The sequence below is a fragment of the Dactylosporangium thailandense genome, assembly GCF_059739745.1.
Map to the genome: position 1 here is coordinate 1,971,161 of NZ_AP029195.1, position 17,800 is coordinate 1,988,960.

A 17,800-nucleotide genomic window follows, 5' to 3' on the forward strand; every position below is an offset into this window, starting at 1 on the left:
CGCAGCGAAGCGGAGGGGCCGCTCACCAGGAGGCACAGCTTGGAAGGCCTCCGCCGGAGCTTGCGGAGGCGGAGGCCGCTATCGTCGGCGCGTGAGAAGGCTTCGGGGAATCCTGCTGCTGCTCGGCGCGCTGAGCCTGGTCGCGCCCCTGGCCGCCGCCTGCGACGACGATCGGGACAAGGCCGTGAACGACAGGTTCACGGCCTTCCTCGCCGGCTGGCGCAAGGCCGACTTCACCGGCTTCCCGGACCTGCTCACCCCGCAGGGCCGCACCCTGGACGCCGCGGCGGCCAAGGAGCTGCTGGCCGGCACCGAGGGCGACCTGTCCGCGCGCCGGCCCGAGCTCACCCCGCACGGCAAGGCCGAGCTCCAGGCGTCCGACGCCACGCTGAGCGTCGCCGTGGCGTGGACGCTGCCCGACGGGCGGAAGTGGGCCTACGACACCACCGTGCACGCGCGGCTGCTCGGCAAACGCTGGCAGGTGTACTTCGGCCCCGGCACCGTCCACCCGCAGCTGGAGGACGGCCAGCACCTGTCCCTGCGCGCGACCCCGGCCAGGCGCGGGAAGATCGCGGCCGCCGACGGAACCCCGATCGTCGCCGAGACGCCCGTCGTCTACGTCGGGGTCGAGCCCCGGGCCGTGCCGAACGTGCCCGACCTGGTGACGCACCTCGGCGACGTGTTCCGCTCGGTGCAGGCCGACGTCGACGTGCAGGGGCTGCCCGCCAAGCTCCAGGCGGCCAAGCCGGACGCGTTCGTCGACGTGGTGACGCTGCGCAAGACCGACTTCGACGAGATCGCCACCGACCTGAACAAGACGCCCGGCATCCGGGTCAGGGCGGGCACGCTCTCGCTGCCGATGACCCGCACGTTCGCCCGGGCCCTGCTCGGCACCTCCGGCCCGGCGACGAAGGAGATCATCGACGCGAGCAACGGGGCGCTCAAGGCCGGTGACGTCTCCGGGCTCACCGGGATGCAGCGACGGTACGACACCCAGCTCCGAGGGCTGCCGGGAGTCTCCATCGCGCCGTTCGAGAAGGACGCCGGCGAGCCGCTGTTCACGCTGCCGGCCCAGGACGGGGCGGTCATCGCCACGACGATCGACGTGAAGGTGCAGCAGGCCGCCGACGCCGCCCTCGCCGGCAGCGGGAAGCCCTCGGCGCTGGTGGCCGTGAAGGTCAGCGACGGCACCGTCCTCGCCGTCGCGAACGGGCCGGGCCCGGCGGGGTACAACCTCGCCTTCCTCGGCGAGATCCCCGGCCCGGCGTGGCCCGCGGACCCGGCGAGCCTCGGCGTCGGCGGCAAGTGGAACCTGGGCGCGGACGTGTTCACCGGCCGCGCCGACGCGAACGGCGTGACGGCCGCCCCGATCGGGTACGCCGCGGCCGCCGCGGCGCTGGACCGCGGCGCGTGGCAGGAGCCGGTGCTCATCAAGGACACGAAGGCCCAGGCCGGCGCCAAGGTGACGGGAACGCTCAGCGTGCCCGGCCTGAGCGTCGGCGTGCGGGACGGGATCGCCTACTGCGTGTACGTCACCGACGGCACGAGCCAGGCCACGGGCGCAATTGCGGACGCGTTCCTCGCCGCGATCAAGTAGCGTGCGCACCATGCCGTTCGGTTGACGCAGAACACCGGAGCCCCCGCCCGCCGACGTCCGCCGCCTGAGCCGCCGCGGGGTCGGCTGGGCGCTGCTGTCCGACGCCGTTCCGCTCTATCCGCTGTACGCCCTGCTGTTCACCGACACCGGCCTGTCCGGCGGCGAGATCTCGCTGCTGTTCGCGCTCTGGTCCGCGGTCGGGATCGCCGCCGAGGTGCCCACCGGCGCCCTCGCCGACCGCTTCTCCCGCCGCGCCAACCTGGTCGCGGCCGGGCTGCTGCAGGCGGCCGGGTTCGCGCTGTGGACGGCGCTGCCCTCCTTCGCCGTGTTCGCGGCCGGGTTCGTGCTCTGGGGCCTCGGCGGGGCGCTGGCGAGCGGGTCGATCGAGGCGCTGCTCTACGACGGGCTGCTCGCGGCCGGGCACGAGACCCGGTACGTGCGCGTCTCCGGCCAGGTCACCGCGGCCGGGCTGGTCGCGCAGGTGCCGGCGGCCGTGGTCGCCGCGGTGCTGTTCCCGCTCGGCGGCTACCCATTCGTCGGCTGGGTCAGCGTCGCCATCTGCCTGGCCGCGTCCGCGCTCGCCGCGCGGCTGCCCGAGGTCCGCGGGGCCGCGGGCGGACCTGGGACCGGGGGCGGCGGCGAACTCGAGAACGGTGACGGTGGCGGACGCGGGACCGGCGGCGGTGGCGAACTCGAGGACGGTGGCGGGCTCGGGTACTTCGCGACCCTGCGCGACGGCGTACGCGAGGCGGCCGGGCGCCCGGCCGTGCGCGCCGCGGCCCTCGTGCTCGCCGCGCTCGCCGGGCTCGACGCCGTCGAGGAGTACTTCCCGCTGCTCGCCCACGGCTGGGGCGTGCCCACCGCGCTGAACCCGGCCGCCACCCTCGTCATCACGCTCGGCGGGGCCGCCGGGGCCGCGCTGGCCGCCCGCGCCGGGGGACTGCCCGGCCGGGGACTCGCGGGGCTGCTGCTGGCCGCCGGGCTGTTGCTGGCCGGGGCGGCCGCGCTGGACCGCCCGGCCGGGATCGTCCTCGTCGCCGGTTTCTACGGGTTGTACCGCCTGGTGCTCGTCATCGCCGACGCGCGCCTGCAGGCCGTCGTCGACGGGGCCGCCCGGGCGACGGTCACCTCGGTCGCGGCCCTGGCCACGGAGCTCTCGGCGCTGCTGCTGTTCGGGGCCTGGGCCGCCGGCGGGGTCTGGTGCGTCGCCGTCCTGACCGCGGCCCTCTCAATCACCATGGTCAGACCGCGAACAGCACGAATGACTGCGAATGACTGCGAGTGACACTGAACGTTTGCGTGAATGAATCCGATCGTTTGGTTGCCCAGCGTAAAACGGGTCATCGCACGGTGTAGATATGACGGGCACTGGGCAGTACCATCTAAACCGCCAAATGCGCAAATGGCGTCAAAAGCGTCGTGCGGGCCGCTCGGAACGATCCTGCCAGGTACTCCTCATTCGGCAGCGAACTGGGTAGCGTCTGCCTCGCCGCGAGCGCGCGGGGCGGGGCTGGTGATCGCTAACGAAGGCAGCAGAGAGTGAGTGGGTCGGCACGCGGGGTGCTGGCGGGTTACGCCGGTGCGATGGCGGTCCTGGTGATCGCCAACTTCGCGCTGCCCAGCCTCCATCCCGTGCTGTGGTCCGCGATCGGCTGCTCGAGCGTGGCCGCGATCCTGCTCGGCGTGCACCTGCACAAGCCCCGCAAGCGGGCGCCCTGGCTCCTGCTGGCCGGCGCGGTCGCCTGCTTCATCACCGGCGACCTCATCGCCGACGTGCTGACCCGGCTGCTGCACCAGTCCGGCTTCCCGTCGCTCGCGGACGCGTTCTACCTCACGATGTACGTCCTCATCGCCGCGGCCCTGGTCTGGCTCTACCGCCTCGGCGTGGTCCGGCGCGACCTCGGCGGCCTGTTCGACGCCGTCACGCTGACCGCCGGGCTCGGCCTGCTGTCGTACATCTTCCTGATCCGGCCCTACGTGGACAACCCGAACCTGTCCACCCTGGACCGGACCATCTCCATCGCCTACCCGCTCGCCGACATCGTCGTGCTGCTCGTCGGCGCGCGGCTCATCGCCTCCGTGCGGTTCCACGCCGCCCTGGCGCTGCTCGCCCTCGGCGGCGTCGGGCTGCTCAGCTCCGACGTCGGCTACGGCCTGCACCAGCTCGCCGGCAGCTGGCACACCGGGGGCCCGATCGACATCGGCTGGGCGGCGTTCTATGCGCTGTGGGGCGTCGCGGCGCTGCATCCCTCGATGCGGCAGCTGACCGAGCCCCAGGTCCATCGCGGCGGCGAGGAGCGGCTCGGCCGCCTGCTGCTGCTCGGGCTGTCGCTGTTCATCGCTCCGATCGTGCTGTTCGTCGAGATGCGGGGAGGCCAGGTGCGCGACGCCGCCGCCATTGCCGCCGTGTCGGCGCTGCTGTCCGGACTGGTCCTGCTGCGGCTGGGCCGGGCGGTGCGCGCGCAGCGGCTCACCGTGCAGCGCGAGCGACGCCTGCGCAGCGCCGGTGCCGCGCTGCTCATGGCCACCGACGCCGGGGGTGTCGCCCGGACCGTCCGCGGCGCCGTCGCCGAGCTGCTGCCGCCGGGACGCCCCTACGCCGTCGCGCTCGGCCCCGCCCGCGGGCCGAAGGTGTCGATGCCGTACCTGTCGGAGCTGGAGCCCGAGCTCGCCGCCGAGCTCGGCGGTTTCGAGGTCGCCCTGTGCTGCCCGCTGGCCCTGGCCGACGGGCGGGCCGCGGAGCGGGCGCTGTACGTGGCCGCCGACGAGGTCGTGCTCGCCGGGCTGCAGGAGGCCGCGCAGATCCTCGCCACCCAGGCCGCGATGGCCCTGGAGCGCATCGCGCTCGGCGACGAGGTCGGGCGGCGCAACAGCGAGGCGTACTTCCGCACCCTCGTGCTCAACACCGCCGACGTCATCCTCATCGTCGGCGACGGCGACCTCGTCGGCTACGCCAGCCCCTCCGCGCGGGCGCTGTTCGGCTCCGACCTGCTCGGCACCCCGCTGCCGACGGCGTTCGCCGAGGAGAGCGCGGCCGAGGTCGCCCGGCGCCTGGCCGAGGTCCGCGCCACCGAGCCGGTCCACCGCCCCGCGCCGCTGCCCGCCGACCTGCCCCGCCGCCCCGTGGACGCGCCCGTCGCCGACAGTGCCCGGCCCGGGCAGGACCTGCAGGTGACCGGCCCCGACGGGCGGCCCGCGCTGGTCGAGGCGACCTTCCGCGACCTGCGCGGCGAGCCCACCGTGCGCGGGGTCGTGGTGACCCTGCGGGACGTGACCGAGCGCAGCCGGCTGCAGGCGGAGCTGTACCAGCGCGCCACCTTCGACGCCCTCACCGGCCTGCCGAACCGCGAGGTCTTCCTCACCCGCGTCCAGGAGGCGGTCGCGTCCGGCGCCGAGACGGGCGCGACGGTCGGCGTGCTCATCGTCGAGCTCGACGACTTCAAGGTGGTCAACGACACCTTCGGCCACGGCGCCGGCGACGCGCTGCTCGTCGCGGTCGGGCAGCGGCTGACCGAGGCGCTGCGGGCCGTCGACGGCTCCTACGGCGCGGCCGGCACCGTCGCGCGGCTCGGCGGCGACGAGTTCGCGGCCCTGGTCCGCCGGGCCGGGACCTCCGCCGACGTGGAGCGGGTGGCGGAGCGGGTGCTGCAGAGCTTCAAGGCGCCGTTCGAGCTCGCCCACGGCACGGTGTCGGCCACGGCCAGCATCGGCGTGTCCACCACCGCCGAGGCCGCGAGCGCCCAGGAGCTGCTGCGCCACGCCGACCTCGCCGTCTACGTGGCCAAGGACGCCGGCCGGGACCGCTGGCGGCGCTTCGAGTCCTCGCTGCACAGCGCCGTCGTCGAGCGGCACAAGCTGCGCGCCGACCTCGACCGCGCCATCGCCGGCGAGGCCTTCCTGCTGCACTTCCAGCCCATCGTCACGCTCGCCGACGACCGCACCCGCGGCTTCGAGGCCCTCGTGCGCTGGGACCATCCGACCCGCGGCATGGTCCCGCCGGACGAGTTCATCTCCGTCGCCGAGGAGAGCGGGCTCATCGTCCCGCTCGGCGCCTGGGTGCTCAGCCAAGCCATCACGGCCGCGGCGCAGTGGCGGATCGCGTACCCCGAAGATGAGATCTATGTCTCCGTGAACGTCTCGGCCCGGCAGTTCCGCGCGCCGGACTTCGCCCAGTGGGTGCTCGCCGAGATCGACCGGATGGGCCTGCCGCCGGGCGGGCTGCTGCTGGAGATGACCGAGAGCCTGCTGCTGCACGACGACGGCGAGGTCGCGGCCGAGCTCGAGGCCCTGCGCCAGGCCGGGGTGCGCATCGCCATCGACGACTTCGGCACCGGCTTCTCGTCGCTGTCCTACCTGCGGCGACTCCCCGTCGACGTGCTCAAGCTGGACAAGAGCTTCATCGACACGGTGGTCTCCTCGGCGGAGCAGCACGCGGTCGTCGACATGATCGTGCAGCTCGCCCGGATTCTCAAGCTGCAGGTCGTCGCCGAGGGCATCGAGACGTCGGCGGAGCGCGAACTGCTGGTCACGATGGGTTGCGACCACGGCCAGGGGTACTTGTTCTCGAGGCCGCTGAGCTACGGTGACGCGAGTCAATGGTTGTCGGACGATGCGTCGGGGCCTCAACGGGGAGGCCGAACCGCGGCCTGAAACACCCCGGAGGATTTTGTGCACGCCTCAGAGCTGGCCACCGAAGTTGACCTTGACCCGCGGTACAGCGGCATCGCCCGCCTGCGCACCGAGACGCGGTTCTACGACGCGGTCATCGACGAGATCGACGGGCGGCGCATCCGCGTCGGGGAGCACTGGCTGACCGACTGGGCCTCCTGCAACTACCTCGGCTTCGACCTGGAGCCGCAGATCATCGGGGCGGTCGAGGAGCAGCTGCGCCGCTGGGGCACGCACCCGTCGTGGTCGCGGATGCTGGGCAACCCGGCGCTGTACCCGCAGATCGAGGAGCGGCTGGCCGCGCTGCTCGGGGCCGAGGACGCGCTGGTGCTGCCGACCATCACGCAGATCCACCTCTCCGTCATCCCGGTGCTCGCCCAGCGGGGCCAGATCCTCATCGACGCCCGGGCCCACAAGACCATCTGGGACGGCTGCGTCTTCGCCCGGGCCCAGGGCGCCACGCTCTCGCGGTTCCGCTCGCTGGACGAGCTGGCGTCGCTGCTGCCCGGGGCGGCCGCGGCGGCGTCCAAGGCCGGCGGCCCGGTGCTCGTGTGCATGGACGGCGTCAACAGCATGACCGGCAACATCCCGGACGTGCGGGCATACCTCGACCTGTGCCGGGCTCACGGCGCCGTGCTCTACATCGACGACGCGCACGGCTTCGGCGTCATCGGCGGCCGCTCGGCCGACGAGACCAGCCCCTACGGCACCGCCGGGAACAGCATCATCCGGTACTGCGGGGAGTCCTACGACGACGTGGTGCTCGTCGGGGGCTTCTCGAAGGCGTACTCGTCGCTCATGGCCTTCCTCGCGGTGCCCACGGCGCTCAAGAACCGGCTCAAGGCCTCGGCGGCGCCGTACCTCTACTCCGGCCCGTCCCCGACCGCCTCGCTGGCCACGGTGCTCGCCGGCTTCGACGTGAACGCGGAGCGCGGCGACAAGCTGCGGTCCGAGCTCTACCGGATGTCGATGCGCGTGCTCAACCACGTGCGCGGGCTCGGGGTGTTCACGCCCAACACCGACGACACCCCGATCATCGAGCTGCCGATCGCGCTGGACCGCGACCTCGTCGACGTGTCCGAGCTGCTGTGGGAGCGCGGGCTGTTCGTGACGCTGGCGCCCTACCCGGGCGTGCCGCGCGACCAGGTCGGCTTCCGGGTGCAGGTGACCGCGGCGAACACGGACGCGGAGATCGACACCCTCAACGACGTCATCTCGGAGCTGGCGGGCGCGGGCGTGTTCCAGGAGGCCCGGGAGTCCAGCGCGAGCTGACATCGGGGGGCTCCCCTACGGGTGGCGCCGGGGCGGTATCACGGAGTCATGCGCGAACGATGGTCCCGCCGGCGGCACCGGCATCACGACGACTACGGCTACCGGCGCGGCGGCGGCAACAGCTGCCTGCGCGATGCCTGCCTGCTCGAGGCGGGCTGCTGCATCGGCGAGGCGATCGACGGCCCCTGCCTCATGGTGGGGCTGCTGTCGCTGCCGGCGATGCTCTTCACGATGGCGCGGGCGCCGCGGCGGGCGGCGTCGCCGGAGGGCCCGCTCGTCGGGGCGATCCGGCGGTACCAGACCGAGGTCTCCGCCAAACGGGCGCGGCCGTGCTGCCGGTTCACGCCGAGCTGCTCGCACTTTGCGGCCGAGGCCATCACCCGCCACGGCGCCGTGCGGGGCGTCTGGCTGGCCGCGCGGCGCCTGGCCCGCTGCCGCCCGGGCGGCGCCCGCGGGGCCGATCCGGTGCCGGTCTAGACGCTGCGGGTGACCAGGACCGGCGAGGCGGCGTGGTGGACGACGAGCTGGGTCACCGGGTTCGGGCGGGGCTGCTCGTACCAGCCCACCCGGTGCGCGCCGACGACGAGCATGAGGGCGTTGCGGGCCGCTTCCGTCAGGGTTTCCAGCACGCCCGTGTCGCGGCTGTCGAAGTGGGTCTCGACCTCCGGGTGGCGGTACAGCCACGGCTCGAGCCCGGCGGCGACGACCTCGTGCGGGCGGGCCCGGCCGGCGTGGACGGCGAGCAGGGGCACGTGGCGGGAGGCGGCCTCGCCGTAGCCGAACGCGAGGGCGCGCTGGCTCGACGGGGAGCCGTCGACGCCGACGACGACCGGGGCGTGGGCCGGCAGCGCGGTCGTCGGGTCGGCCCAGCGCCAGCCGTTGTTGACGACGAGCACGGGGCAGTGCGCGAAGGACGCCAGGTGCGCGCTGACCGACGCGTCCAGCACGCTGCCGTCGTGGACCCGGCCGCCGATGACCACCAGGGCGGCCGTGCGGGACTGCTGGCGCAGGATCCACGCGGGGGAGCCGCCCAGGGTCATGGTCTCCACCGCGATGCCCGGCTGCCAGCCCTTGGCCTCGGTGGCCGCGTCCAGCACCAGGCCCTGGCCTTCCGCGGACCCGTGCCAGCTCATCGCGTGCACGATCCGCAGCGTGCGTTGCTGTCGCGCGGCCTCGTCGGCGGCCCAGCGCACGGCGCCCAGCGCTGCGGCGGAGCCGTCCACACCGACCACGATCGGGCAGTGTTCCAGCAGCATGGCGCGCCTCCTTCCCGATTGTCCCGATTCCACCGTCTCTCGCGGTGCGCCCCGGCACAAGGGCGCCCGCGGTTCCCGCCCGAGGCGGTGCGGTCGTCGCCCTTGCCCCCGCGGAGGCCGGGATTCCTGGCGGGAGCGACGGTCCGCAGGTGACGCGGGCCCGAGCAAAACGCATCGAAGCAATCGTGTACGGTCCCGTCTCGACCGACACGCGAGGGGAGCGCGCGACCAACATGCACATCAACGACTTCTGGGTGGCCATCCCGATCGGCCTGCTCATCGGCGTGCTCGGGCGGCTGGTGCTCCCCGGCCGGCAGTCGATCGGCGTGTTCATCACGTTCCTGATCGGTGTCGGCGCGGCGCTGCTGGGCACGCTCGTGGCCGAGCTCGTCAACCTCGACGACAAGGCCGTCGTCAAGGTGTGGAAGATCCAGTGGAGCTGGTGGGAGCTCGGCATCCAGGTGCTCTTCGCCGCGGTCGGCATCGGGCTGGCGAACATGCTGACCTACACGAAGCTGGCGTCCGGGGCGCCGAAGCCGCGCAAGCGGACGGCCGCCCGCAAGCGCAAGCCGAAGAAGTCCGAGGACGACTGAGCTCAGGGGCGGCTCAGGCCGGCCAGCAGGGCCTCGCGCACCGAGGCCCGGCCGGCCTCCTGGGCGCCCAGCAGGGCGGCGTCGTCCTGCACCCGCGTCGTGGCGATGGTGGTGTCCAGCGGGGCCGCCTCGGCCAGGGCCGCGGCCACCGCGGCGCCGAGCAGCTCCCCGCCGGCCCGGCCGACCTCGCCGCCGATGACGACCAGCGGCGGGTCGAGCACCGCGACGACGGCCGAGAGGCCGAGCGCGATGCGGCCCGCGAGGACGGTGACGAACTCGGCCGCGGCCGGGTCCCCGTCGGCGGCCCGGGCGGCGACGGCGGCCATGGTGCCCGCGGCCGTCGGGGCGGCGAACCCGTGGGCCGCGCCCAGCTCGAGGACCGCGGCGCCGCCGACGAGGGTCTGCAAGTCGGTGCTCGCGCCGATCGGCATGTATCCGATCTCGCCGGCCCCGCCCCGCGCGCCCCGCAGCAGGGTGCCGCCGAGGTCGATGGCCAGGCCCAGGCCCGCCTCGCCGAGCCACAGCAGCGTGAAGCTCTCCGTGTCGCTCCCCGCGCCGTGGGCCCGCTCGGCGACGGCGGCCAGGTTCACGTCGTTGTCGACGCCGACGGTCACGCCGAGGCGCCTGCGCAGGTCCTCGACCAGTCCCGAGCGGCCCCAGCCGGGGATGTCCACGTGGTGCAGGACGTCGACGCGCTGGTCGTAGGAGCCGGCGACGGCGATCTGCACGTGGGCGACCGGGTCGCGGGCGACGCCGGCCTCCTTGCACACCTGGTCGACGATGTCGGCGACCACGGCCACGGTGTCGGTGGCGGCGAAGTCGACGGCCGACTCCAGCCGGCCGCGCACCGCGCCGGCGAGGTCGGTGACGGCGGCGGTGACCGTGGGGGTACCGTGGCTGTCCGGGTCGCGGACCGAGCGCACGGACAGCGCCACCGCGTAGGCGGCGTCGGGGTTCACCGCGTACACCTCGGCGTTGGGCCCCGGCCCGGCGCTGACGTAGCCGACGACGCTCACCAGCCGCGCCTCCGTCAGGCGGCGCAGCGCCTCGGAGATCGTCGGCTTGGACAGCCCGGTGAGGTCGCGCAGCTCCCCGCGGGTCAGCGGCCCGCGTTCCAGCACATGACTCAGGGCGGCCGCGTCGTTCATGGCCCTGAGCAGCTTCGATGATCCGCCGAGGTGCGTCATGGTGGCTCGAAACTTATGGGCGGCCCCGGTCGGTGTCAATCCGAGACCTGACATAAACCCAACTCAACCGACACAATGCGACGAAGGCCACCGTCTATGCTTCCGCCGTGGCCGGCCTCGGGGCGATCCAGCGGACGATGTTCATCACCTCGCACGCCCGCGCGACTTCCTCGCCGAGTGTCCGAACGGGACGGTGGTGGAGCGCGGCGCGGGGCTCACCACGCGGGCGGACCGGCTCGACACCCGCGTGAACCTCTACACCGTGGCATCGACGGATGCGTAGGGCGTGAACGTGCATGACAGAATCGGGCTCCTATGGAGCCCAGCCGCGTCCTCGCCGCGCTCGCCGACCTCGCGCCGGCCGGCCGGGACCGCGTGCTCGACGTCGCCAAGGGGGCGCCGGCGCCGCTCTGGCTGACCGAGCCCGACCGGGTGCCCGCCGGCAAGGCCGCGCAGCGCCTCGCCGCGCTGGACTCGCTCCATCGGGAGGAGCGGCTGCTGCGGCGGGGCTGGGCGTGGCTGGTCGGCACCGCCGACGTCGACGGGGTCGCGCGCACGGTGCGGCTGCCGCTGCTCTTCGAGCCGGTGCGGCTGGAGGGGTCGGGGAGCCGGCTGCGCGGATACCGGGTCACCTCCGCCGGGGACCTCGAGGTCACGCCGCTCATCGGGGATCGCGGGCTCGCCGCGGTGCTGGAGTCGGCGCCGGGGATCGGGACGGCGGCGTGGCTCGCGGCCGTCGGGACCGGCGCCTGGATCGAGACCGCCGCGGAAGCCGCCGGGTTCAAGCCCGACGCGCGGCTGCTCGCGCGGGCCGGCGCGGCGCTGTACGTGGCCCGCGACGTCGCCACGCCGGGCCTGCGGGACACCCTGCGGGCCTGGTCGACCCGGCCGGGGCTGGAGCGGACCGCGCTCGCGCAGGTGTACGGCGACGGCGCCGGGCCGGACGATGCCGCCGACGAGGCCGTGTACTCGCCGCTGCCGCTGAACCGGGCCCAGCGCGAGGTGGTCCGCCGGGTGCGCCGGGAGCGGGTCGTCGTCGTGTCCGGGCCGCCCGGCAACGGCAAGAGCCACGCGGTCGTCGCGGCCGCGCTCGACACCGTGCACCGGGGCGGGTCGGTGCTCGTCGCGACCCAGGCCAGTCACGCCGCCGAGGTGCTCGCGGGGCTGCTCGGGCGGTTCCCGGGGGCCGAGCCGGTGCTGTTCGGCGACGCCGAGCGGCGCGACCGGTTCGCCCACGCGCTCACGTCCGGGCGGCCCGAGGGCGTCGGCGGCAAGGAGCTGGACGCGCGCCGGGCCGAGGTGCGGGCGGCCGCCGAGGCCATCGAGCGCCTGGAGCACGCGATCGGCGCGGCGCTGGACCTGGAGCGCAAGGCCGCCGAGATGGCCGTGTGGGAGCCGCTGCTGGCCGGGCTGCGGGCCGAGGCGCCCCGGGTGTTCGGCGCCGACTTCGACGTACCGGCGGCGAAACGGCTCCTCGCGTCCCGCCTCCTGCGCGAGTGGCGCGTGCGGCGCCGCTACGGTGTCGAGCCGCGGCGGCTCGCCGAGCTGCTCGGGGCCGTCGAGGCCGACCGGGCCGCCGCCACGCTCGCCGTGCGGGGCGGGACCGACCTCGGCGCGGTCTGGCCGGCGCTGCTGGACGCCGACGCCCGGCTGCGGGCCGCCGTCGGGGCCGCGATGCGCGACGCCGCGGCCGCCGCCGACCGGTGGGGCCGCTCCGCCCGCGGCAGCACCGCCGAGCTCGGGGCCGCGCTGCGGGCCGGGCGCAACCGCCGCCGCGAGGCCCTCGCCGCGCTCGACGGGCCGGCGCTCGTCAAGGCGCTGCCGCTGTGGGTCGGCACCGTCGCCGACGTCGAGGACCTGCTGCCGCCCGTGCCCGGCCTGTTCGACCTCGTCATCCTCGACGAGGCCGCGCACATCGACCAGATCCGGGCCGCGCCCGTGCTGGCCCGGGCCCGCCGGGCGCTCGTCGCCGGTGACCCGAGCCAGCTGCGGTTCGTGTCGTTCGTCGCCGACGTCGACGTGGCCGCGACCCTCGCGAAGCACGGGCTGCCGGACCGGATCGACGTGCGCCGCTCCAGCGCCTTCGACGTGGCCGTCGGCGCCGCCCCGGCGACCTGGCTCGGCGAGCACTACCGGTGCGCCCCGCACCTCATCGCGTTCGCCGCGCGCCGCTTCTACGACGGCCGGCTCACGCTCATGACCCGCACCCCGGCCGCCGAGCGCGAGGACGCGATCGACGTCGTGCGGGTCGCCGGGGCCGCGGTGCGTGACGGCGTCAACCAGGCCGAGGTCGACGCGGTGCTGGAAACCGTGCGCGGGCTGGCCGCCGCCGGGCGCACCGGGATCGGCGTCGTCACGCCCTTCCGCCCGCAGGCCGACGCGATCGAGGCCGCGCTGCTCAAGGAGCTCACGGCCGAGGAGATCGAGCGGCTCGGGCTGCGCTGCGGTACCGTGCACGCCTTCCAGGGCGGCGAGGCCGACACCGTCGTCGTCTCGCTCGGCCTCGTCGACGGCGACACCCCGGCCCGGCTGCGCTTCGCCGCCGAGCCGAACCTGTTCAACGTCATGACCACCCGCGCGCGCCGCCGCCTGGTCGTGGTCACCTCCCTCACGAGCGGCAGCGGCCTGATCGCGGACTTCCTCGCGCACGCCGGCGACCCCCGCCCGGCCCTCGACGCCGCGGATCCGGCGGCGGTACCGTGGGCCGCCCGCCTCGCCGCCGAGCTGTCCGCGGCCGGGCGGGAGGTCCACCGCGCCTACCGGGTCGGGGACTGGACCGTCGATCTCGTCGTGGACGGCGACGGCCTCGTCTGCGCCCCGCACCCGGACGGCAACCGGGCCCACCTCGAGCGCCAGCGGGCCCTGCTGCGCGCCGGCTGGACGCTGCGCGAGGCGTTCCCGAGCCGCTGGCAGGGCGACCCGGTCCGCGCCGCGCTGGACCTGACGACGGGCGTTTTCAGGGTCGGTTGACAGGGTTTCCCCTGACGCCCGCCGAACGTTTGCGCAACACACTCGACGTATGACCGTTCGCCGCATCTTCACCGTCGTCGGCGCCGCCCTCGCCGGCACCGTCAACGCGACCGACGAGGCCGTCCCGCCCGCCGACCCGCGCGAGGTCCGGGCGCTGCTCGCGGAGCTCGGGCTGATCCGGCCCGGCGCGTTCGAGGCCGAGCTGCCGCAGGCGCTGCGCCGCTTCCAGGCCCGCGCCGGGCTCGCCGTCGACGGGATCGCCGGCCCGCGCACGACCCAGGCCCTCGCCCGCTCCGCCCGCGAGGCCCGCCACCTGCGCTCCCTCGGGATGGCGGCCTAGGCCGGCATCGTCGCCAGGAGGTGCGCGAGCCCTTCCTCGGTGCCGATCGAGCCGCGGTCCTCGGGGTGGTTGAGGTAGTGGTTGACCGCGTCGTGCAGGAACTCGCGGTGCACGGCGCTGGACTGCAGCTGCAGCTGGATGCGCTGCAGGTTCTTCTTGCGCCCGAACCCCGTCGTGGTCACCAGCTCCGGCCACAGGATGCCGAGCCGGCCGACGCCGAAGACCGTCGGCAGCGGGCCGGACATGATGGCCGCCCACGGCACCTCGTGCGTGGTGGTCGCGTCGACGACGGTGAGCCCGTCGGCGCGCAGGACGAGGCGCCCGGTGCCGCGGATGAGCATGACGAGGGCGTACACCATCAGATAGGCGCAGCCGAGCGTCACCGCGAACAGCATCCAGGTGAACACGCCCCAGTCATCGTCGTCGTAGACGATGCTGCACAGGATGCCCACGACCGGCGGCATGCCCGCGGCGTTGACGGCGAGCCGGAAGTACGCGGGCGGCGCCTCGAACGCGTCCGGGCGCACCACGAGCGTGCGCGGCTTGCGGGTGCGCCAGCTCGTCAGGAACCCGACGACGCAGGAGCCGGCCAGCAGCAGGATCGCGACGAGCTGCGGCCAGAGCTCGGCGTGCAGCGCCACCGTGAACGGCAGCAGCACGATGCCCACACCGCCGACGATCAGGTAATAGAGCCAGGCGTTGCGCCGGCCTAAGTTGTCGTCCCCGTTCGCACTCTGTGACACCGTGCCACCTCCTATGCAGGGGAATGTATCGGGTCACCGGGAGGCCCCGCCGCCGCCAATTCGACACAGCCTAGGGCAACCTCGCACGGAGTCCGGCACGCCCCTCCGCCAGCGCCGCGACCAGGTGTTTCGCCGGGTTTCGGCCCCGGTGGGGCCGGATGGCGGATGCGTCGGTGCGGACTGCCGGATTCGTCACAGCCCGCCGCGGGCCGGCCGGTCTAGGGTGGCGCGATGGACCTGCCTGGCACCGACGATCTGCTGCGGGCGATGACCGTGCTCGGCATTGCCGGGGATCCGCGGTACATCATGCAGGACCTCGACCCCGACCGCCGCCGCGCGCATCTGCTCGCCCACCTCACGGCCGCGCTCGTCGACCGGCAGGAGTCGCTGGAGACGCTCGCCGGCCTCGACGTCGAGGACCGGGCGGACCTGCACTGGGCGGCGGACCGGGCCGCGGCCGGCGCCGGCGGGGTCGAGCGGCTGGAGACGGCCCGCCTGGCCTGGGTCCAGCACACCGTGGCCCGCCGCCGCGGCCGCCGCCCCGACCCGGTCGCCGACGCGGTGGCCACGACGCTCGGGGTGCTGACCGAGCTGCTGGCGGCGCCGCCGCCCACGGGCCCCGTCGCGGCCGACGCGATCCAGGCCCTGTGCGGGGCCGCCGACCATCTCGGGGCGGTGCTGCGGTCACTGGCTGACCCGTGACACCACCGCGGCTCCTTCGGGGCGGGGGAGGGCGGCGGGGGCGCGGGACGGGTTCGCTGGGGGCATGACCGACGACTCCCTGCAGGGCCGCGTCGCGCTGGTCACCGGCGCGTCCAGCGGCATCGGCGCGGCCACCGCGACCGTGCTCGCCGACCGTGGCGCCCGCGTCGCCCTGCTCGCCCGCCGCCAGGACCGCCTCGACGAGCTCGTCGGGGAGATCACCCTGGCCGGCGGTACCGCGCTCGGCGTGCCCGTCGACGTCACCGACGCCGACGCCGTGGCGGCCGCCGCCGACCGGGCCGCCGCCACGCTCGGCCCGGCCGATCTGGTCGTCAACAACGCCGGCGTGATGCTCCCGGCCCCGGTCGAGCAGCTGCGCACCGACCAGTGGCAGCGCCAGATCGACCTGAACGTGTCCGCCGCGATGCACACCATCGGAGCCGTGGTCCCGCACCTCGTGTCCGCCGCGGCCGAGGGCCGCCGGGCCGACCTCGTGAACACCTCGTCGATCGCGGCCGAGAACATCTTCCCGAACTTCGCCGTCTACGCCGCGACGAAGGCCTTCATCACGCACCTCTCCCGCCACCTGCGCGTGGAGCTCGGCGCGAAGGACGTCCGCGTCACCGCGATCGAGCCCGGCATCGTGGGGACCGAGCTGCAGGACCACGTCACCGACCCGGGCGCGCGCGACTGGCTCGACGAGACCCGCGACACCGTCGAGTGGCTGACCCCGCAGGACGTCGCCGAGGTCATCGCCTTCACCGCGGCCCTGCCGAGGCACGTGAACCTGCAGCAGGTCACCATCATGCCGACCCGCCAGGCCACCTGACCGGCGCCGCGGGCGAGGGCCGGGGCGTGCGTGCGCGGGCCGTCTAGACTCGGTCCGCATGATGGCTACGAAGCTGGGTCGTAGGTCCGCCGCGCTCGCCGCCGGGTTCGTGCTCGCGCTCGGGGTGGGCGCGTGCAGTACCGACAACGTCGACTGCACCACGAGCGCCTGCACGGTCACGTTCGACCGCGGGGTCGACGCCGAGTCCTCGGTGCTCGGCGTCGACGTCAAGCTCGTCGGGGTCGACAACGGCCAGGTCAAGCTCGACGTCGGCGGGACGGTCGTCAGCGTGCCCGTCGACGGCAGCACCTCCGCGCAGGGCTTCGACATCGCCGTGCAGAAGGTCACCGAGTCCGAGGTCGTCGTGCGGATCCAGACCAGCTGAGCGGATGCGGGCGCTCGCGAGCAGGGCGAGCGGGGCCAGGACCGTCGCCGCCGCGGCGGCGAACAGGGCCGTGCGGGCGTTCGTCGCGTCCGCCAGGAGGCCCGCGAGCAGCCCGCCGACCGGGATCGCGCCCCACGACACGAAGCGGACCGTCGCGGCCACCCGCGGCAACAGCTCGGGCGGGGTGGCGAGCTGGCGGTAGGTGCGCGTCGTGACGCTCAGGATCACCACGCCGCCGGCGAAGACGATGTTGCCCAGCGCGAAGGCGAGGTAGGCGGCCCAGCCAGTACCGATGGGAATGGTCGTGGCTCCCAGCACGGCGACGAAGGACGCCAGGATCAGGGCGCGCCCGGCCCCGGCGCGGGCGGTGACGCGGGACGTCAGGGCGGCGCCGAGCAGCGTGCCGGCGCCCTCGGCGGCGAGCAGCACGCCGAGCAGGCCGGGCGGGGTGTGCAGGACCCGGACGAGGTACAGCGGAAACAGCGCCAGCTGCGCCCCGCACACGAAGTTCACGGCCGTCGCGGTCCACATGCCCGGGCCCATCACGGGGTGGCGGGCCACGAAGCGCCAGCCCTCGGCGATCATGCGGCGCATCGGCGGCCAGTCCTGCGGCGCGGGGGTGCGCCGCGCCGGGAGCGTGCGCAGGAACGCGGCCGAGGCGACGTAGCTCGCGGCGTCGGCGAGCAGCGTGGGCACGGGCCCGAGCAGCTGCACGAGCAGGCCACCGGCCGACGGCCCGCCGAGCTGCACGACCGCGTCGGTGGCCGAGGTGAGGCTGTTGCGGGACTGTAGCTGCTCGCGGGGCACGATCGCGGGCAGGAACGTCGCGTTGGCCACGCCGAAGACGACCGTCGCGAGGCTCACCACGAGCGCGACCGCGATGAGCTGGGCGATGGTGAGCACGCCGAACGCCCACGCGACCGGGATCGACGCGACCGCCACGGCGCGCAGCACGTCCATGGCGATCTGCGCGCCGCGCAGGGGCAGCCGCTGCACGAGCACGCCGGCGGGCATGCCGATGAGCAACCAGGCCGCGTAGCCGGCGGCCGCGACGAGCCCCATCTGCACCGGGGTCGCGTCGAGCACCGTGAGGGCGGTGAGCGGCAGCGCCACGGCGCTGATCGCGGACCCCGCGGAACTGGCCATACCCGCCGACCACCAGCGCCAGAACATGCGCACTCCTCAGTGGGTTCCAAATTGGAACTGACTATACTGCATGGGTGCGGCACGAGGATCTGGCCGACGCCGACTGCGGGAT

At 74.5% G+C, this 17,800-nt stretch carries 13 protein-coding genes and 1 pseudogene; 10 read left to right on the forward strand and 4 right to left on the reverse strand.

The features are described 5' to 3' along the window. Positions 1 to 91: 91 nt before the first annotated feature. From AC6JBM_RS08600 to yidD, 5 genes are all read left to right on the forward strand, one after another. Positions 92 to 1,597 carry an NTF2-like N-terminal transpeptidase domain-containing protein gene (locus AC6JBM_RS08600; protein ID WP_497983060.1) on the forward strand — a complete coding sequence of 502 codons (1,506 nt, stop codon included), beginning with the start codon at positions 92 to 94 and terminating at the stop codon, positions 1,595 to 1,597. A 121-nt stretch (positions 1,598 to 1,718) separates the two neighbouring features. After that, complete coding sequence (locus AC6JBM_RS08605) at positions 1,719 to 2,882, forward strand: MFS transporter (protein ID WP_497986433.1); 1,164 nt, start codon at positions 1,719 to 1,721, stop codon at positions 2,880 to 2,882. A gap of 254 nt (positions 2,883 to 3,136) precedes the next feature. Further along, positions 3,137 to 6,247, forward strand: coding sequence for a putative bifunctional diguanylate cyclase/phosphodiesterase (locus AC6JBM_RS08610; RefSeq protein ID WP_497983061.1), 3,111 nt, complete (start codon positions 3,137 to 3,139; stop codon positions 6,245 to 6,247). A gap of 18 nt (positions 6,248 to 6,265) precedes the next feature. Then, positions 6,266 to 7,537, forward strand: a complete 1,272-nt coding sequence (locus AC6JBM_RS08615; protein WP_497983062.1) for an aminotransferase class I/II-fold pyridoxal phosphate-dependent enzyme — start codon at positions 6,266 to 6,268, stop codon at positions 7,535 to 7,537. Between the two features lie 48 nt (positions 7,538 to 7,585). Beyond that, positions 7,586 to 8,014 carry a membrane protein insertion efficiency factor YidD gene (yidD, locus tag AC6JBM_RS08620; RefSeq protein ID WP_497983063.1) on the forward strand — a complete coding sequence of 143 codons (429 nt, stop codon included), beginning with the start codon at positions 7,586 to 7,588 and terminating at the stop codon, positions 8,012 to 8,014. On the opposite strand, the gene AC6JBM_RS08625 is transcribed toward yidD, so the two are convergent. Further along, the gene (locus AC6JBM_RS08625) at positions 8,011 to 8,793 is read right to left on the reverse strand and encodes a universal stress protein (protein ID WP_497983064.1); all 783 of its coding nucleotides are present in this window, start codon (positions 8,791 to 8,793) and stop codon (positions 8,011 to 8,013) included. The genes yidD and AC6JBM_RS08625 overlap by 4 nt on opposite strands. A 185-nt stretch (positions 8,794 to 8,978) precedes the next feature. On the opposite strand from AC6JBM_RS08625, the gene AC6JBM_RS08630 reads away from it, so the two are divergent. After that, entirely contained in the window at positions 8,979 to 9,386 is a 408-nt protein-coding gene (locus AC6JBM_RS08630; RefSeq protein WP_497983065.1) for a hypothetical protein, read from the forward strand. Between the two features lie 2 nt (positions 9,387 to 9,388). On the opposite strand, the gene AC6JBM_RS08635 is transcribed toward AC6JBM_RS08630, so the two are convergent. Continuing rightward, a complete protein-coding gene (locus AC6JBM_RS08635) occupies positions 9,389 to 10,534 on the reverse strand; it encodes an ROK family transcriptional regulator (RefSeq protein WP_497983066.1) in 1,146 nt (381 codons plus the stop codon). A gap of 354 nt (positions 10,535 to 10,888) precedes the next feature. On the opposite strand from AC6JBM_RS08635, the gene AC6JBM_RS08640 reads away from it, so the two are divergent. Both AC6JBM_RS08640 and AC6JBM_RS08645 read left to right on the forward strand, forming a co-directional pair. Next, positions 10,889 to 13,543: an AAA domain-containing protein gene (locus AC6JBM_RS08640; protein WP_497983067.1), complete on the forward strand. Its 2,655-nt coding sequence runs from the start codon at positions 10,889 to 10,891 to the stop codon at positions 13,541 to 13,543. A 49-nt stretch (positions 13,544 to 13,592) separates the two neighbouring features. Continuing rightward, positions 13,593 to 13,883, forward strand: a complete 291-nt coding sequence (locus tag AC6JBM_RS08645; protein ID WP_350610710.1) for a peptidoglycan-binding protein — start codon at positions 13,593 to 13,595, stop codon at positions 13,881 to 13,883. Here AC6JBM_RS08645 and AC6JBM_RS08650 read toward each other — a convergent pair. Next, positions 13,880 to 14,551: a hypothetical protein gene (locus AC6JBM_RS08650; protein WP_497983068.1), complete on the reverse strand. Its 672-nt coding sequence runs from the start codon at positions 14,549 to 14,551 to the stop codon at positions 13,880 to 13,882. The genes AC6JBM_RS08645 and AC6JBM_RS08650 overlap by 4 nt on opposite strands. A 306-nt stretch (positions 14,552 to 14,857) precedes the next feature. Here AC6JBM_RS08650 and AC6JBM_RS08655 point away from each other — a divergent pair, with 306 nt between their 5' ends. Both AC6JBM_RS08655 and AC6JBM_RS08660 read left to right on the forward strand, forming a co-directional pair. Then, the gene (locus AC6JBM_RS08655; protein WP_497983069.1) at positions 14,858 to 15,328 is read left to right on the forward strand and encodes a hypothetical protein; all 471 of its coding nucleotides are present in this window, start codon (positions 14,858 to 14,860) and stop codon (positions 15,326 to 15,328) included. 64 nt (positions 15,329 to 15,392) lie between these two features. Beyond that, positions 15,393 to 16,157, forward strand: coding sequence for an SDR family oxidoreductase (locus AC6JBM_RS08660; protein WP_497983070.1), 765 nt, complete (start codon positions 15,393 to 15,395; stop codon positions 16,155 to 16,157). A gap of 397 nt (positions 16,158 to 16,554) precedes the next feature. Here AC6JBM_RS08660 and AC6JBM_RS08665 read toward each other — a convergent pair. Further along, positions 16,555 to 17,715: pseudogene (locus AC6JBM_RS08665) on the reverse strand (MFS transporter); the annotation flags it as partial. Positions 17,716 to 17,800 lie beyond the last annotated feature (85 nt).

Coding starts and splice junctions, on each gene's coding strand:
- AC6JBM_RS08655 (WP_497983069.1), top strand. CDS start 14,858: ATGGACCTGCCTGGCACCGACGATCTGCTGCGGGCGATGACCGTGCTC.
- AC6JBM_RS08660 (WP_497983070.1), top strand. CDS start 15,393: ATGACCGACGACTCCCTGCAGGGCCGCGTCGCGCTGGTCACCGGCGCG.
- AC6JBM_RS08645 (WP_350610710.1), top strand. CDS start 13,593: ATGACCGTTCGCCGCATCTTCACCGTCGTCGGCGCCGCCCTCGCCGGC.
- yidD (WP_497983063.1), top strand. CDS start 7,586: ATGCGCGAACGATGGTCCCGCCGGCGGCACCGGCATCACGACGACTAC.
- AC6JBM_RS08635 (WP_497983066.1), bottom strand. CDS start 10,534: ATGAACGACGCGGCCGCCCTGAGTCATGTGCTGGAACGCGGGCCGCTG.
- AC6JBM_RS08640 (WP_497983067.1), top strand. CDS start 10,889: ATGGAGCCCAGCCGCGTCCTCGCCGCGCTCGCCGACCTCGCGCCGGCC.
- AC6JBM_RS08625 (WP_497983064.1), bottom strand. CDS start 8,793: ATGCTGCTGGAACACTGCCCGATCGTGGTCGGTGTGGACGGCTCCGCC.